This window comes from Flavobacterium aquatile LMG 4008 = ATCC 11947, assembly GCF_000757385.1.
In the GTDB taxonomy this organism is placed as follows: Bacteria; Bacteroidota; Bacteroidia; order Flavobacteriales; family Flavobacteriaceae; genus Flavobacterium; species Flavobacterium aquatile.
The window spans coordinates 191,260-209,348 of the sequence record NZ_JRHH01000001.1; the positions used below are offsets into that span (position 1 = coordinate 191,260).

Sequence of the window (18,089 nt, forward strand, 5' to 3'; positions counted from 1 at the left end):
TATATGAAAAATATATTTTTAAAACCAAATTGTAATCGAAGTTCATACTTCAACCTCTTTATTCTATTTTCTATTCTCTTTACTCTAAATTCTTGTGGAGAAAAGAAAACCGAAGAAACCCACGAAGAAGAAAAATCAGAAACCGAAGTTGCCTTGACAGAAGCGCAATTTAAAACTATTGGTATCGAAACAGGCAGTATCGAAATGAAAAACCTAAATACGGTAATCAAAGCCAATGGTTATACAGCAGTTCCACCACAAAACATGGCTAATATTTCAACCTTAATTGGTGGTGTAGTAAAAGATATTTATGTGTTAGAAGGAACTTACGTTGCAAAAGGTAAAACATTGGCAACTATTCAAAACCTTGAAGTTACCGAAATGCAGGAAGATTACAATTCAGCTATTGCCAACATTGAATACTTGCAATTGGAATATAATCGTCAAAAAACATTGAGCGATGAAAATGTAAATCCTCGCAAAACATTTCAAGAAGTAAAATCAAAATTAGCAGTAGAAAAAGCTAAAGCACAAGCCGCAAAAAACAAGCTACAAGCGTTAAATGTTAGTTTAAGCGGAAACACTTCGTTAATTCCAATTGTTTCGCCAATAAGCGGTTATGTGGGTAAAATCAGTATAACAAAAGGAGCATTTGCAGAAACAGGCGTAACACTTTTTGAAGTAGTTGATAACAGCCAAATGCACTTGGATTTAAATGTGTTTGAAAAAGATTTGGGAAAAATTTCCGTAGGTCAAGAAGTCGATTTTGTATTAACCAATCAGTCCAATAAATCCATTAAAGGAAAAATATTTGGCATCAATAAATCATTTTCAAACGAAAGCAAAACAGTTGCGGTTCATGCCAAAATCAATCCAAGCGATGCCAAAGATTTAATTTCCGGAATGTATGTCGCTGCCAATATCAATATCACCAATCAAACAGTTCAAGCACTACCAAAAGATGCAATTGTTAGAAATGGCGATAAATATTACATTTACATTCAAGAAGAACACCAAGAACAAGCTCCAAAAGTAAAAGAAGAAGAGCATCAACATAAAAAAGGAGAAGAACATTCAGACCACGCTGAAGGCGAAGAAGAAGGACACAATGAAGTGCACTTCAAAGCAATCGAAGTGGTTCCTGGAACTACTGATTTAGGTTACACCGAAATAAAATTAGTCGAAGAAATTCCTGCCGATGCGAAAATTGTTATAAAAGGTGCTTTTTACTTACTAGCAACTTCAAAAGGTGGCGGAGAACACGAACATTAAAAATAAATTATTAATCATTAAATAAATTCAAATGAAAAATTCAATTTTAAAATCAATCTTTTTTTTAACACTATTATTTTTTACAAGCAATACTGCTTCTGCTCAAAAAACCAATCAAAAAGCTGTAATCAAAACTTTTTTACATTGTGATCATTGTAAAGAATGTGAAACTTGTGGCTTGAAATTCAAAACCGAAATGCTCAAAATAAAAGGTGTAAAAATGTATGAGTTAGATGATAAAGCGATGACGTTTACAATTTATTACAACCCAAAGAAAACTACACTGCAAGCTATTAAGGAAGGCATAGCCAAGTTGGGTTATGATGCTGACGAAGTAAAGGCTACTGCCGAAGGAATTGCTTCTTTGGATGGGTGTTGTAAAGCATAGCAATTATGAATTTAAAAATCAATTAGATACACGCTAATTCCTTATCGTATGAAAATTAAAACAAAAATTGAAAAAGTAAAAATTGATTATAAAGGAAAAAAAGTTACAGCTGATAAACTAACCATTACGTCAGAGATTCCAATAGATATCGATACAGCTTGGAGCAAAGTTCAGACGAGTGCATTATTGAATTTTGTCACGAAAGGAAAGGTCAGATTCAAACCTACAGGAGGAGAATTTCCTAAAATATGGAAAGAAGGAAATACGGTTACAACAAAAATGCTTGTCTATGGTTGTATTCCATTTGGTGGACTCCATTCACTCTATTTTGAAAAAATAGATGATAAGAATAAAATTTTAAAGACACAAGAATGGGACGATGCTGCGAAAGTATGGAACCATAAAATAACATTAAAAAAAATCACCGACTTTACAATAATGTATGAGGATGAAATAGTTATTTATGGTGGTATACTCACCGGTTTAATTACATGGTGGGCAAAATCATTTTATAGACACAGACAAAATAGATGGCAATTAGTAGCCAAAGAGCTTGTAATAGGTTAGATGGGTGAGAATGATTAATGATTTTATTTACACAACAAAAATAAAAAACAAAATACTATGGAACATCAACATAAATACGATGCTAAAGGCAATCAGCTTTGTTGCACTCTCGAAGAAAAAATAAATAAAAAAACCGAAAATCATTCTAATGATGACGGACACGATCACGAGCATTCCAGCGAAGAAAAATCTACGTTTCAAATGTTTTTGCCAGCAATCATAAGTTTTATTTTATTATTGGTTGCCATTGGTTTTGATAATTATTTTAAACAATTGTGGTTTACAGGTTATGTTAGAATAGGATGGTATATTTTAGCATACATTCCAGTAGGATTGCCAGTAGTCAAAGAAGCATTTGAAAGCATTCGCAAAGGCGATATATTTTCAGAATTTCTTTTAATGAGTATTGCAACTATTGGCGCGTTTGCCATTGGCGAGTTTCCAGAAGGAGTTGCTGTAATGTTGTTTTATGCCATTGGCGAAATATTCCAAACATTGGCGGTTCAAAGAGCAAAAGCAAACATAAAAACCTTACTCGACCAGCGACCTGACGAAGTAACTATTCTCGAAAACAATGTTGCCAAAACAATCAAAGCATCAACTGCTAAAATTGGAGATATTATTCAACTAAAAGCAGGAGAAAAATTAGGATTAGATGGCGAATTACTTTCAGATACTGCTTCTTTTAATACAGCAGCATTAACAGGAGAAAGTAAGCCAGACACCAAAGCAAAAGGAGAAACTGTTTTAGCAGGAATGATAAACTTAAATTCGGTTTGTCAAGTAAAAGTAACGGTTGCTTATACAGATAGTAAACTGTCAAAAATTCTCGAAATGGTGCAAGATGCTACAGCCAAAAAAGCACCAACAGAATTATTTATCAGAAAGTTTGCCAAAATATATACACCAATTGTAGTTGTTTTAGCCATTGCAATATGTGTTGTACCGATGTTATTTGTAGAAAATTACCAGTTTAGAGATTGGTTGTATCGAGCTTTAGTTTTCTTGGTTATTTCGTGTCCTTGTGCATTAGTTATAAGTATTCCTTTAGGTTATTTTGGAGGAATTGGAGCAGCTTCTAAAAACGGAATCCTTTTCAAAGGAAGTAATTTTCTTGATGTAATGTCCTCTATTCAAAACGTGGTAATGGACAAAACAGGAACAATGACCGAAGGCGTCTTCAAAGTGCAGGAAGTTGTTTTTAATACTGATTTTAACAAAGAGGATTTGTTACAATTGGTAAATGCTTTAGAAAGTCAAAGCACACATCCAGTGGCAACAGCTATTCATCAGTTTGTTGGAAAAATTGATAGTACAATTGAACTAAAAAATGTAGAAGAAATTTCAGGACATGGTTTAAAAGCTGAAGTTGACGGAAAAGAATTGTTAGTTGGTAATTTCAAACTAATGGATAAATTCTCGATTGCTTATGATATTGATCCAAAAAGTATTGTTTACACGTTAATTGCAGTTGCTTATGATAAAAAATTCGCTGGTTATCTTACAATTGCAGATAGTATAAAAGAAGACGCACAAACCACAATCGACAGACTAAAAGCATTAGGTATAAAAACCATAATGTTAAGTGGAGATAAAGACAATGTAGTTCAATTTGTAGCACAAAAACTCGGAATTACTAATGCTTATGGTGATTTATTACCCGAGGATAAAGTAAATAAAGTAAAAGAAATAATTGCAAAAAATGAAACAGTTGCTTTTGTTGGTGATGGTGTAAACGATGCGCCTGTAGTTGCTTTAAGTAACGTTGGAATAGCAATGGGTGGTTTAGGAAGCGATGCCACCATAGAAACTGCCGATGTAGTAATTCAAGACGATATGCCTTCAAAAATCCCAATGGCAATAAATATTGGTAAACAAACAAAGAAAATTGTTTGGCAAAATATCATTCTAGCATTTACTGTTAAAGCAATTGTCCTAATTTTAGGTGCAGGTGGTTTGGCCACAATGTGGGAAGCAGTTTTTGCTGATGTTGGAGTTGCTTTATTGGCTATTTTGAACGCGGTTCGAATCCAGAAAATGAAATTTTGAATTTGTTTTATACATGTAAGAAATATAAAATATATAGTTTCCAATTGACTTTGCAAAATTAGAAAAGTCGTAAAAATGAATCAGCTGTTGGTTTGATATTTTGACTGACATGTATCGCATTTATATTTTAGTTAAAGCAAACTGCTTAAATTTGTTAGAAATTGAATGTTTTGGTTCGAAAATAGGTCAATAGCGTTCACTAAAAAAATATAAGTGATTATATTATACTTACTATTTACATTAGGCGCAGCATTTTTTCTTTTTGTTATTTACTCAATAATCGAAGAAAAATATGGTGTGCTTTTTCATAAACCATTTTTTGTTCATTTCTATCCAACTGTAAAAACATTGGACGCTAATCAGTCATACATTTTAAACAAAAAGTTCCACTACTATAATTCGCTTTCCGATAAAAAGAAAAAATATTTCGAACATCGAGTAGCCACTTTCATTGAGAAATATGAATTTATAGGGAAAGAAGATTTTATAATAACCGACGAAGTTAAAGTTCTAATTGCATCTACATCTATAATGTTAAGCTTCGGATTAAGAAATTATTTGTTCACTAATTTTGATAAAATAGTTATTTATCCATCACAATATTACTCCAACATTAACGAGGCCTTTCATAAAGGAGAATTCAATCCAAGAATGAAAGCCGTAGTTTTTTCATGGGAAGATTTCATCGCTGGATATGAAACTACCAGTGACAACCTAAATCTCGGAATTCATGAATTTGCTCACGTTTTGCATATTCACGGATTAAAAAGTCAAGATACAAGCGCCATTATTTTTTCTAGAATGTACAATCAAATTCAAAAAGAAATAAATTTCCCAGCTAATAGAGATAAATTAATCAATTCCAATTATTTCAGAATTTATGCCTATACCAATCAATTCGAATTTTTAGCTGTTATTTTGGAACATTATTTTGAATCACCCAACTCATTTAAGCAAGAGTTTCCTAAACTTTATAGTAATGTGAGTAAAATGCTCAATCATAAACATTAGATTTTTTTTCAATATTTCCCTGAAGACAAAGACTATAATATGAGTTTCTCAATTCTTGAAGTCACTAAAATCTCTAAAATTGTCGCAAGCAAATTTAATTATTAGAAAATGCTTTATGTAAAAACTTAAAGACAAAAGCTATTTTATAAGCCCCAAGCTCAGTAATTGAGTAAAACGGTTGTTAGCGATTGTGGTTTGTTTACAATTATTACTATCATTATGATTGGAAAAGTAGGTAATAATCATTTTATGTTAGCAAGTAATTTACAAGACAGAAATTATTTTACTTAGATTTTATGTGAAATAATATTATTTTTCAATGCAAATATTATATTTTTATAACATGAAAGAAAACAAAAAAAAATAAAAAATGAAAAATATTTTGAAGCTAATATTTTTACTACTTACAAATTACGCAATTGGACAGACAAGTGTGAGTGGTGGAATTTTTAGTAATACCACATGGGGTTTAAGTGGAAGTCCATATATTGTAACTGACGATATAGCAGTGTTTCCAGGATATTCACTAAATATTGAACCTGGTGTAATTGTAAAATTCAATCCTTCTACAAAATTAATTTTAAGAGGTTCATTAATTTGTAACGGTACCTTAACAAATAAAATAATTTTCACATCCGCCGCAACTAATCCAAATGCTGGTAGTTGGAACGGAATCGAAATAGAAAACCTGCAAGGTGGTAAAATTATCGGTTCCCATATGATAGGTGAATATGCAGATAATTTTATAAAAATCTTGGATAGTTCTAATGGAGAAGTATTGAATTTAAATCATGTAGAAATAAAAAATTGTAATTATGCTTTCTTTGGTAGAGATGGGCATTCAAATCATACAGTAGTTTTAAATAATTTAAATGTTCATCATAATGATTACGGCTATATCTATGCACAAAATGTTACTTTAACAAACAGTATTTTTTCTGATGGAGAAAAAGGAATACATTGTTGGGAAATTGTTCCTAATATGCTCATATCTAATTGTGAATTTTTTAATTTTAGTGTATGGCCATTTAATACAGAAGGGCAAATTGATAATTGTTACATTCATGATAATGCGGTCGGGATTAGAATGTTGCCAGCATTAGAAGTAACAAACTCTATTATCCAATCCAATATTATTGGAGTTGAGTTAAATTATCCATTTCCAATTTCTGGTAGCACTATTCACGACAATACAATTTGCAACAACACCCAATATAATTTTAAACATTTCTATAGTTACCCTATTAATGTCTCTAATAATTGCTGGTGTTCAAGTAATACAAATGATATATCTCAAACTATTTACGACGGCTACGATAACGTTTCATTAGGGATTGTAACATTTACGCCTATTACTAGTAATTGTTCATTAAATATTCCTGAATATATATATGAACAAAATTTCTACCCTAATCCAGCTCATGATCAGATTGTTTTTAATGATGAATCTGAAAAAAACTATACTCTTTATGCTATGAATGGCATTATTGTAACGCAAGGAATTGCCAAAAAAGTATTAGATGTTTCTCATATTCAAAGTGGAGTGTATATTTTAAAAATTTCTAAATTAAATCAATCACAATATAGTTTTAATAAGTTAATAAAAAATTGAGATAGTAACTAACTTGAAACTGAGTAATTTTATTATTAAACTTTTTTTATGCTTGACGGTTAACATTTTGTAGCTGGCAGAAGTGGCGAATTAAGGAAGCCTAAACTTTTGCTTAATGACTATTATCCAAGTACAAAACCAATTGTAAATAAAGCCCAAGCCCGCCATTTTTGCAAACTGCTGTTGCCAGCAGGTTTAATTTATTTTTGTTATTTTCAATGTTGATGGAATATAAGTTTTCAAATCTTTAGTTTCATAACTAATTTCAATAGTTCCACCTGTAGCTTCTCCATCTTCATCAGTTAAACCTCTGATTCCAATCAAATAATTTCCATTTTTAGTTATGCTAATTTCATTTTCATTTCTACCAGAAATATATGAGTAATTTTTAATTTTAGATTTTATTTCAGAATCTAATTTTTTAGATTCACTTTCTGTTAATTTTTCATAACCGTTTCCTAAATCAATTAAGTCATTATTTTTTATTTGTAATTTTTGATGTTGAACACAACCACCTGTTCCGCAAGTTTCCCAATAAAGTGAAATTATATTGTCTTTAAAACTTGTTATTTCTTTCAAATATTCTTCGTCATTTGCTCTCGCCGTTTCTTCTTTTGTTAAAACATATGTCATATTTTCAGAAATTTTATTTATTATTTCGTCAGAATACTTGGCAAATTCTTTTGAATAATCACTTTTTTTCAAAGTGTCAGATATTTGCGTAATTGTCATTTTTTCCTCAACAATTGAATCTTTTTTAGTTTCTGTTGCAATTTCAGCTTTTTTCTCGTTTTCAGTATTTTTACAAGACAAAATTGACATTGCTAGTAAGCTACAAATAATAATTTTTTTCATTTTAAATTAAGTTTTCTGGTTTATGTTTCGTTTTCTATTTCTACGGTTTTTTCAAAACTTGCTTATAACGTTCTGGCGCTTGGCGAGGTTGCGAATTTCGGAACTGATTATTTTCAGTTAAAGATAAAAATTCTTGCGAAATGTAAACGTGAATTTACTACAAAATTCGCAATTGAGAGAAACGCCTGTTAGTAGATGTTTTTATTTAGTAACAATAACTTTGACCATTTTATTACCATATGTAGTTTGAATTCTTACTATGTAAATGCCTGAATGTTCTATTGATGTAGAGAATTCTAATTGTAATGGCATTATTTCATTTATTTTTTGTCCTAATAGTGTAAATATTTCTACTTTTTCAACTAAGGAATTAGACTTAATTGTGAAATTTCCATTGCTAGGATTTGGATATAGATAAGTGTCATTGCTATTAAAGTCGGAAATAGCTAATGGTAAGCACTCTGTAGTTGAAGTTAGGTTCGCTAACGTAATAAGGTAAGTTGTTGTATCAGGTATTGATTGCGGCGTAAGTAATGGCGTTTGGGTAATAGCTATTGTAGGAACTGATAAGGTTATGTTTTCGTTAGTCATAGTTATGTTTGCATCGAATCCGTTGCATGCTGAGTTTCCCGAACTGTCAGTACTAAAAATTGTGGGTTGATCATTATCTATATTAATCCAATTTTGATCGAATCCATTAACTGCAAAATACCATTCGTTTGCATTTTTTTCGTAAAGCTCACTGGCTGATGTACTATTTCTGTATCCCTTTGCCCAGATAAGATTCCCATTGGCTGTAATTTTGAGAACATAGTTTAAACGTACATTGTCAGTGTAATAAGTCTGGTCAATTATGGATACAACTATTTCACCCGAAGCCAATTCTTTAATGCCTCCAATGTAATCGCATGCTATTTTTTTGGCCCAAACTAAATTTCCGTTAGTATCAATTCTAAGAAGTAATCTTCCAAAGTTATTAGCATATTCTAAAATACAGCTAACTAATAAGTCGCCATTGCTAAGGATTTTGGTATTTGGAGCATTAACACTATCAGCTAAAAAAGTTGATGTACTTTGAAATTGTATTTCTCTTGCCCATAATAATATATCATTCTGATTGAATTTACATATTTGATTCCAAATTAAAGCAAAATAGTTTCCGGTACTTTCTTCTTTACTCATTGAGTAAACCGTCCCTCCTAATCCTTGCAGGATAGTGCCGTTCAATAAATTTCCATCCAAATCGAAATTCATTATGACCGGGACCGGGAATTGAGTTGGTGGTCCTTTCCGACCGCCAATTTTTATAGTGTTAGCATTTTTGAGAAAGGCATCGAACGGAGTAATAAAATCGTTGTTAGCAACTGACCCAATTTCTTTTGACCAAATTGTCTGTCCCTGATCATTTAATTTATGGAGTACAAATCTAGGGCAATACCATTTTACTGAAGATGGCGAAGGTGATAGCTGAGCATAGAAGCAACCAGCTCTTGCAAAAAGAACTGAGCTTCCATCAGGGAAAGTAAGTACCCTTTTATTATTTAAATATCCTCCAAAACTTTTTTTCCAAATAGGAGCAAAATTAGCATCAGTCTTAATAAGTACAGTACTATCGTCGCGTCCATTAGAAGAGTCGTAACTGTATTGTAATAAGTGTCCACCATCATATGTATCTATGATTGGAGCAAAATCGGCATTACTAACAAAGTCATTGAAAACATTGTATTTTCTGGTGACTTGAGCAGATGAAATCAAACTCAAAAAAAGTACTGTTAAATGGAAAAAAATACTAGTGTTTTTCATAAGTTCTATTTGTTATATATACTTCCTTATTGCTATGAATATCTGCTAACGTTCCGGTGCTTGGCGCAGTAGCGGCTGCGTGAACGATTATTTTCTGTTAAAGATAAAAATTCTTGCGAAATGTAAACGAGAATTTACTACAAAATTCGCAATTGCGAGAAACGGCTGTTATGTGAAGTTATTATTCTAATCTTATCAAGTCAAAATACATAAATCTATGCTTTTCTTCTTCGTCAGAATTTAAAATAAATATGAAGTCGTTTTTTTGATACATTGCTATTTGTTTAGGTTGATTATAAGCATCTAATATCAATAATCTACAAGCAGGTTTGTGTTCAATAAATGTCCAGCCCTTTATGAAATCTAATAATTGATGGGACAACTTATTTCCTTGGTAATTTTTATCGATACCTAACCTTGCAATTTTAACAGCTGGATATTGTCGAATCCTCTTTTCATTTGGCAGTTTAATTTTTCTATGCAACTTATTCCAAATGGAATTCTCGTAACCTAAATCATTTAAGCAATCGTTCGATATAGAAAAAAAGGCAACTATTACATTGCCTTCTTTGAATAAATATGTGTTAGTGATTTTTTCGTTTTGAAAATTTTTAGAATCTTCAAGAAAGAATTCATTTATTTCCTTGTCTTCACAATCAAAGTTATCTAAAACTTCATCATGAGTTAATGATAAAAATGCAAAATCTGATAAATCCATTTACTATGCTTTTTTCGCAAGCACTTTACCTACTAGAGTAAAAATTTTGTCTTTTTTAGCTTCAGAAATTTTATTTGTTTTACTAGTAGATATGACAGCATTGAATTTTTTAGATTCTTTACCTTTTACAACCGGAGTAATTTTAATTGTTGTTGCCATAATTAATAATTTTAGTAAAAATATAATTTTCTTTGCAAATATACAAATTTTGGACCATTTTCATTTTTATGCGTTCTAAATAATAATTTCACATAACGTTTGGCGGCTTGCAGAAGTTGCGAACTTCGTGACCGTTTTTTTTCTACTAAGATAGAATTTCCTGCGAAAGAAATTTGTCAATTTTGCAAAATTCTCGCAATTTCTGCAAACCGCTGTTGTGAGCAGTACTTATATTAAATTGTTATAATCAATTTTTGCGAACCTTTCTGTTTCTGTTTTTAGTTTTGACCAATCAAAATTATATAATTCTTCGTCTTTCCAATCGTCCGGAAAATCTACAATTAAGTAATTTCCAATTCCAAAACCGCCACCAAAGTAGGAATCTGTATTTACTCCTAAACTTTGACCGCCAGGCATAAAATCTTCAGTTCTAAATTGTGAAGAAAGAATAACGCATAATCCTGAGTATGCATCAATTAAATTACCAAAATTTGCCTTATCAAAACTATGAACTCTATCATGTTTAGATTGGTTATATGCTTGATACCATGATAATGGAAGATTATTTTTCCACGCTTCAAATGGCTTTCTTATATTTAATTGTCCTTTCCAAAACGGTAATTCAATCCCGTAATCATCTAAATGGTGTGTTTTATTCACAATTTTAAAATCGTCAATTTTCCAATTTTTTTCAGAACGAAGTTTCCCAAATTTATCTTTTGGATCAAAAATATTTTCTCTTAGAATAGCTTTGAAGTTGGCTTCAACTTCAATACAAATTCTAATTAATAATTCGTGAATTCTAAACGAATAAGTCGCATTATTAATATCGGAAGGTTCAACATATTCAAATAGTTTAATGACATCTTCTTGAATTATTGAAAAAGCTCTCGTGTAATATTCAGGATTTTCGGAATAACTGCGGTCAACAATATACGCCCAACTACTATATCCTGAATTGGGGCCAGCTTTTACTGGTCGATAATTTCTGTGAAAAGGTTTGTCAAAACTCATAATTTATTTTATCACTTTCGTCCGATAGTATTGCTCACAACGGTCTCGGCTATGAGTAGTTGCGTGGGTTAGCGATTAACTGTGCAAGTACACACCAAACTGAAAATCCGCGAGGATTTTCAGAGGTAGGTGAGAACAAGCAATTACTTATAGCCATTGTTGGCAGTTCGTTGTTTATTCTTTCGGTTTGTTCAAAAACTTTTCAATCATTGGCACAACAAATTCACTTTCTTTCGTGTCAGATTTTAATGTTGTGATTTCTCCAATATATTCTCCGTGTCCACCTGGGATTATTGCCAGTTCAGAGTTTTCAATTTGTCTGTGCAATTCAATGGCGTGTTCTAGTGTAATAATGTCTTTGTCGCCAATGATGATTAATGTCGATGCCTTAATGGACTTTATCTGCTCATCTGGAATATCTTTGAAATTCACCATTCGCTTTGCATCTCGGTCGTGCATTACCTGTAAACCACTTGTATCTGTTGCAACTTGTTTGTATGCCGTTTTCAGTTGTTCGGGCATATTTTCCAATTTCGCTTGTTCCATAAAACCCCAAAACCATTCGGGAACTCCGCTTCGTTTAGCAAGGGCAGAACCCAAGACAATTTTATTTACAATTTCAGGGTGTCTAATGGCGATTTGCAAAGTGGTTGTCCCGCCATTGCTAAACCCGAAAAAATCCGCTTTGTCAATGTTTAAGTTTTTCAGAAGTGTTGCAATATCGTCCGCATCTTGTTCAAACGTTAAGTCTGCGTTTCGGTCGCTTGTCCGTCCGTGTGCTTGAAGTTCAACCGCAACTACCTTTCTGTTTTTTGCGAATAATGGAATAATTTTTTCAAAGTTGGACTGAATTGTCGAACCACCACCGTGAATGAGGACAAGCGGTTGGCCTTGTCCGTAAATCTCATAATACATTTTCAGTCCGTTCACTTCGGAATATCCGCTGTCAAAAGTCAGTTCATTTGTCGTTGCTACTTCCATTCTTTTAGTTTCTGTTTTGTCTTCGTTACACGCTGTTAAAGTGAAAAGCGTCAAACCGAAAATTGTAATTATACCTCTCATTTATGTTGTCCTTTTTTTGTTTGTCTTGTCGTTCTTCACAATGACTGCCAACGTTCCGGCGCTTGGCGAGGTTGCGAAGTTCGGAACCGATTATTTTCTGTTAAAGATAAAATTTCATGCGAAATGTAAACGTGAATTTACTACAAAATTCGCAATCTTGCCAAACGACTGTTAGCTGACGTTTTAACTAAGCGCAATAAACTGATATTTTGACTTTAACTCTGCATAAAAATTACCTTCTTGATAAAGAAGATTCGTAGATTGGAAGTCGTCTTCATTTTCATTTATGAAAAGGTTTAATATCTTTTTACTTTCAAACTTCACAATTATCCCAACGTCGGCCATTATTACTTTTTCTATTTTAATATTAATCTCTGTAGGTAAATCTTCAGTTGGATTTATTTGGGAGCTCTCTGATTCAAAGAGATTTTTTTTGATTTCTCTTACTTCAGTAAAATATAATTTTGTCTTAACCATTTCTATTTCTGATATTTCCTCATTTTCAACCAATAATTCGCTTCCCGATTGAGCAACAAACTTTTCATCTTTAAAGATAATTTGTGTCTTCATAGCATATTGAGTCTGAATAGTATCTTCTTCTTTGCTTTTTGAAGATTGAGAAAGATTTATTTTTTCGGCAAGTTTAATTTCTAGTAAAAAGTGAAAGCTTCCATATTCAAAGACATAGCAAATATTTTCGAACCAAATGCGGATTGGTGAATTGTCCTTGATATATTTTAAATGGAATAATTCTTCGTCGGAGAAAAGATAAGTTTTCATGGTTACGGTTAAAAATGTCAGCTAACTTGTATATATAAGCCATAAATCACACATATCTACCTTTTAGTAGGTGGCTTTGTGCCATAAATTGGCTATTCTATTTCTTTCCAAATATATTAAATATTATCTTCCTTGCGCAGTTCCTTTACAAATTCTTTCATGCGCTGGAGTTCGTTGGGTGTCATTTCTATTAACTCTTTTATCAAGTTTATGTCGGTTTGCTTTACCCATTCTTTTAGCGGTGTGTTGTCTAGACTGGTGCTGTCTTTGGGCAGTTCTATGGCTAGTAATTCCTTAGGTGTGCAGTTTAAGTAGGTGCAAAACTTGTAGAGGTCGGCAAGGTCAATTGTCTTTTGGGTGCCGTTAAGTATTTTTTGGGCACGCGTTCTCGGGATTCCCATCTTTAATAACTGAAAATAAGGTCTCAAAATTCCTTTTTGAAGGAACATTTCTTTCACTTGTAGTACAAACATAATGGCCTAATTTAATGATACAATAGTCAAATATACGAAAATTGTCGTTTGACAACCCAAAATTGTTATTTAACAACCTATAATTGTTATTTGGCAGTACAAAATTGTTATTTAGCAACCTATAATTGCTATATGACAACCCATACTTGCTATCTGACAATCCATACTTGCTATCTGACAACCAATTATTGCTATATGATAACCCAAACTTGTTATCTGACGACCTAAACTTGTTATTTGAAAACTAAAACAGCCAAAAAGCACAATTAGAATACCTTTTTTATTGATTTAGGGTGTATATAGTATAGCTAAATAGGAATTAATTATCAAGTTGCTCATTTGTAGAATTGTATTATATTTGACTTTAATTAAAAAAATCTAGCTTGACAATTGATTTTCGGCAGATTAGACTTGGGTTTGTCAATCTTTACTAAATATAAATTGAATTATGAGAGTAAAATTATCACTTTTATTTATTGTTTTTACACTGTGTTGTACAGCGCAAACGGTTACAATTCCTGATATTAATTTTAAAAATGCATTAATTAGTTCCTTGTGCGTTGATGCCGATTTAAATGGTACTTATGAAAGTGATGCCGATTTAAACAATGATGGGCAGATTCAATTTACAGAAGCGCAAGCCGTTAAAAGATTAAAGGTTTCCAATAAATCTATTTCTAGTCTTACTGGTATTTCTAGTTTTTCAACTTTAAAAATTTTGTTGTGTGATAATAATTTGCTTACAACGCTTAGTTTGGCAACTAGTTTTAGCGCAATAACAAGTCTTGAATATTTAGACTGTTCTCATAATTCGTTAACAAGTTTAAATTTATATCCAAATTTTACGCAATTAGTAAATTTAGATGTGGTTAATTGTTCTTTCAATCAGCTCACGGCGATCAATCTTTTATATACAACGCTTACAAGTTTAGATATTTCAAATAATAATTTTTCATCAATAACTCAGAACAGTGGTTATTATAATGATTTAACCGATTTAAACATTAGTAATAATCAGTTTACAAGTTTTACAGTTGATTTTCCTGCTTTAGTAAATTTTCAATACGCCAATAATCCTTTAACCACTTTAGTTTTCTCGACCTATTCGAACAATGTGATCAATGTTACCAATTTGCCAACACTTCAATCATTAACTTTTCAATATCAAGTACTAGTTCCAGAAATTAATTTGTCGCAATTACCTTCGCTAAATTATCTACGTGTACATGCCACCATTCAAAATGATTTACTTTTAGCTAATTTGCCATCGTTAAACGCTGTAATTTTTCAAAATTCAGCAAGTGATTTAGTCTTGTCAAATAATCTGGGTTTTACCGCTATAAATACAGGTTTTGGAGATCCAAATTCAATAAATATCCATGCAAATAGTTTTCATATTACCAATGCACCTGAAATTAGTACCATTAACATTCAAAGTTTTAATGTGGTTCATTTTGCTGTAGACACAATGCCAAATTTAACCTCGTTAAAATTCCCTGATGGTGATCTTCTTCAATCGATAACGGTAAATTCAATGCCAGCATTACAAACGCTAGAAATAGGAAGTGTGTATTCTTCAGCAAATTCAAATTGTATTGATTTATCGATTCAAAATTTTAGCAACTTAACTTCATTGGTAATTAAAAGAATTAAACTCGGAACTTTGGTGATAGATTCACTACCATTATTACAAAGTTTCAGCAATAGTGGCACAAGCTGCAATGCTACAACATCTAGTTTGACATTAAATAATTTGCCAGCACTTTACACTGTAAAATTATTTGATTGGGATTTAGCCAATTTAAGTGTTACTAACTTAAATAGTTTACACGATTTAGAGATTGAGAATAGAAAATTTACATCATTAAACCTAAGTTCATTACCACAATTGTACAGCCTAATTTACAACGTACAAACAGGTTCGCCAGCAGCATTACTACCAATGTTGAACATAGAAAATTTTCCTAGCTTGTATTCAATAAAAGTAAGTAGACCAAATATAGGAGGAATAAACCTAGCTAATCTTCCTAGTTTATATAGTCTGATTGTAACCGTTGATGAATCTAGTGCTTTTTATCAATCCAATTCTATGAACTATTTAATAAATAATTTCCCAAGCCTTTATTATGTTCAATTGGATAATATTGTAACATCAAATCTTGTGTTCTCTAATGTTCCAAACTTAAACACTTTAAAATTAAAAAAATCAATTATTGGTCCATCGTATTCTTTTGAAAACTTATCATTAGAAACTGTTTTTTTTGAAGAGATGTCAACAATCAATGGACTTGCGTTCAATAATTTGCCTAATTTTAAACACCTTAAAATTCAAAATTGCACTAATATTAATTCGTTTAGTCTAGGCAATACAAATGCAACTTTGCAAACATTTTTTATTGATGCTACTGCATTCATAGCGAGCACTTCTATATCAAGTTTAAATTTTACAAATTTTCCACAATTAACCTCATTAACTGCGAAATTTAATTTGCTTAATTTAACACTTAGTAATTTACCAAATTTAACTTATTTAGATTGTTCTAGTAATAGGCTTAACACGTTAACTTTAACCAATTTTCCGTCTTTAAATGAATTGGTTTGTAATTATTTACAACCAACCATTACATCAAGTGCTTATAAAATTCCTATTGTGTTAGATCTTCCGCAACTCACAAAATTGGATGTTAATTACAACAATAATAAATTAGCCGATTTAGACTTGTCTAATTGTCCATTGCTGAATGAATTACATTATATATTATTTAATTACACATCAAACGGAACTATTCCTTACATAAGTTTAAAGAATGGAAATCCGAACTTTGCAATTTTTGAGTCCAATCCTATAGCCAAAATTTGTGTAGATACTACTGCAGAAAAAACACTATTACAATCGTTAAATTCGAATTTAGCAACAACAATTTTTACAACCTATTGCACTTTTACTCCAGGCGGAACGTATTATGTTGTTCAAGGAAATAGTATTTTAGACACCAATAATAACGGCTGCGATTCATCGGATATTCAATTTCCTATGATCAATTTAAATATACTGTCTCAAGGAGTTACTTCTACATATTTTGCCAATACTACAGGAACCTATTCATTACCTTTGATAGAAGGGCAATATACAATTACACCATCATTCGAAAATCCAACGTATTACACCTTTTCACCAGCTTCAATAAATGTTGATTTCCCAACAACGGCAAGTCCGTTAAACCAAGCATTTTGTATTTCTCCAAACGGAAATCACAATGACTTAGAAATTACTTTTTTACCATTTGTTCCTGCAAGGCCAGGTTTTAATGCAGTTTATAAACTAACTTATAAAAACAAAGGAAATCAAGTGCAATCTGGAACAATAGATTTGAACTTTAACGATGCTCTTTTAGATTTTGTTTCAAGTAGTCCTGTTGTAGTAAGTCAAACTACAAATTTATTAAACTGGACATTTACCAATTTACAGCCATTTGAAACTAGAACTATCACGGTAACTTTAAATGTAAATACACCAACAGAAACTCCGCCAGTTGTATCGGGTACAATTCTAAATTATAATGCGCAAATCAACGGATTGACCGATGAAAACATTAGTGATAACACTTCTATTTTAGATCAAGCTGCAGTGAATGCATACGATCCAAACGATAAAAATTGTTTAGAAGGTCCAGTTGTAACGACTAGTACAATAGGGAAATATGTACATTATATGGTTCGTTTTCAAAATACAGGAACTGCTAATGCGGAAAATGTTGTGGTTAAAGATTTAATCGATATCACAAAATTTGATGTTTCAACTTTAGTTCCAATTAGTGGAAGTCATAATTTTTATACTAGAATTACAAATACAAATGAGGTAGAATTTATCTTTGAAGATATAAATCTGCCTTTTGCCAATGGATCCAACAATGGGTATGTTTCTTTTAAAATAAAGACAAAACCAACGTTAATTGAAGGCGATACTTTTAGTAATCAAGTAAATATTTATTTCGATTATAATTTTCCAATTGTAACTAATAATTATGTGACACTAATTCAAAACCCTTTGAGTAATGACCAATTTGAAAGCGAATATGTATCGGTTTATCCAAATCCGGTAAGTGATGTATTGTATTTTAAAACATTAGAGGAAATTTCCAAAGTTGAGGTTTATGATATTTCTGGAAGAATTTTAAGTTCAAATTCAATTTTAGACAATAAACTAGATGTAAATAGATTACAATCAGGGAATTATATTCTTAAAATTTATACTCAAAACAGAATCCTAACTAGTAAAATAATAAAACAATAATTAGGTTCAATTATTTATTGGTTGATTAATGT

At 31.4% G+C, this 18,089-nt stretch carries 15 protein-coding genes; 7 read left to right on the forward strand and 8 right to left on the reverse strand.

Annotated features, from left to right (window positions below; all coding sequences use genetic code 11):
• The first annotated feature begins 3 nt into the window (after positions 1-3).
• The 6 genes from LG45_RS00860 (at position 4) to LG45_RS00885 (ending at position 6,899) form a co-directional block, all read left to right on the forward strand.
• On the forward strand, positions 4-1,272 hold the full coding sequence (locus LG45_RS00860; protein ID WP_035123488.1) for an efflux RND transporter periplasmic adaptor subunit: 1,269 nt from the start codon (positions 4-6) through the stop codon (positions 1,270-1,272).
• Between the two features lie 31 nt (positions 1,273-1,303).
• Positions 1,304-1,660 carry a heavy-metal-associated domain-containing protein gene (locus LG45_RS00865; RefSeq protein WP_035123490.1) on the forward strand — a complete coding sequence of 119 codons (357 nt, stop codon included), beginning with the start codon at positions 1,304-1,306 and terminating at the stop codon, positions 1,658-1,660.
• Positions 1,661-1,708: 48 nt separating this feature from the next.
• The gene (locus tag LG45_RS00870; protein WP_035123491.1) at positions 1,709-2,227 is read left to right on the forward strand and encodes a hypothetical protein; all 519 of its coding nucleotides are present in this window, start codon (positions 1,709-1,711) and stop codon (positions 2,225-2,227) included.
• 57 nt (positions 2,228-2,284) lie between these two features.
• Entirely contained in the window at positions 2,285-4,276 is a 1,992-nt protein-coding gene (locus LG45_RS00875) for a heavy metal translocating P-type ATPase (protein ID WP_035123493.1), read from the forward strand.
• A 213-nt stretch (positions 4,277-4,489) separates the two neighbouring features.
• On the forward strand, positions 4,490-5,287 hold the full coding sequence (locus tag LG45_RS00880; protein ID WP_035123495.1) for a zinc-dependent peptidase: 798 nt from the start codon (positions 4,490-4,492) through the stop codon (positions 5,285-5,287).
• 370 nt (positions 5,288-5,657) lie between these two features.
• Positions 5,658-6,899, forward strand: a complete 1,242-nt coding sequence (locus tag LG45_RS00885) for a T9SS type A sorting domain-containing protein (protein ID WP_035123497.1) — start codon at positions 5,658-5,660, stop codon at positions 6,897-6,899.
• 195 nt (positions 6,900-7,094) lie between these two features.
• Here LG45_RS00885 and LG45_RS00890 read toward each other — a convergent pair whose 3' ends face one another.
• The 8 genes from LG45_RS00890 to LG45_RS00920 all read right to left on the reverse strand — a co-directional run bounded on the left by LG45_RS00890 (position 7,095) and on the right by LG45_RS00920 (position 13,763).
• Positions 7,095-7,754, reverse strand: coding sequence for a hypothetical protein (locus tag LG45_RS00890; RefSeq protein WP_131494626.1), 660 nt, complete (start codon positions 7,752-7,754; stop codon positions 7,095-7,097).
• 201 nt (positions 7,755-7,955) lie between these two features.
• A complete protein-coding gene (locus LG45_RS00895) occupies positions 7,956-9,557 on the reverse strand; it encodes a T9SS type A sorting domain-containing protein (RefSeq protein ID WP_035123501.1) in 1,602 nt (533 codons plus the stop codon).
• A gap of 181 nt (positions 9,558-9,738) precedes the next feature.
• Positions 9,739-10,275, reverse strand: coding sequence for a GNAT family protein (locus tag LG45_RS00900; RefSeq protein WP_035123503.1), 537 nt, complete (start codon positions 10,273-10,275; stop codon positions 9,739-9,741).
• Between the two features lie 3 nt (positions 10,276-10,278).
• Entirely contained in the window at positions 10,279-10,434 is a 156-nt protein-coding gene (locus LG45_RS16410) for a hypothetical protein (RefSeq protein ID WP_165570782.1), read from the reverse strand.
• A 228-nt stretch (positions 10,435-10,662) separates the two neighbouring features.
• The gene (locus tag LG45_RS00905) at positions 10,663-11,448 is read right to left on the reverse strand and encodes a hypothetical protein (RefSeq protein WP_052087431.1); all 786 of its coding nucleotides are present in this window, start codon (positions 11,446-11,448) and stop codon (positions 10,663-10,665) included.
• A gap of 174 nt (positions 11,449-11,622) precedes the next feature.
• Positions 11,623-12,510, reverse strand: coding sequence for an alpha/beta fold hydrolase (locus LG45_RS00910; protein ID WP_035123504.1), 888 nt, complete (start codon positions 12,508-12,510; stop codon positions 11,623-11,625).
• Between the two features lie 183 nt (positions 12,511-12,693).
• A complete protein-coding gene (locus LG45_RS00915) occupies positions 12,694-13,290 on the reverse strand; it encodes a hypothetical protein (RefSeq protein WP_035123506.1) in 597 nt (198 codons plus the stop codon).
• Positions 13,291-13,406: 116 nt separating this feature from the next.
• Positions 13,407-13,763 carry a helix-turn-helix domain-containing protein gene (locus LG45_RS00920; RefSeq protein ID WP_035123508.1) on the reverse strand — a complete coding sequence of 119 codons (357 nt, stop codon included), beginning with the start codon at positions 13,761-13,763 and terminating at the stop codon, positions 13,407-13,409.
• Positions 13,764-14,211: 448 nt separating this feature from the next.
• On the opposite strand from LG45_RS00920, the gene LG45_RS15945 reads away from it, so the two are divergent.
• Positions 14,212-18,057 carry a DUF7619 domain-containing protein gene (locus tag LG45_RS15945; protein WP_052087432.1) on the forward strand — a complete coding sequence of 1,282 codons (3,846 nt, stop codon included), beginning with the start codon at positions 14,212-14,214 and terminating at the stop codon, positions 18,055-18,057.
• Positions 18,058-18,089 lie beyond the last annotated feature (32 nt).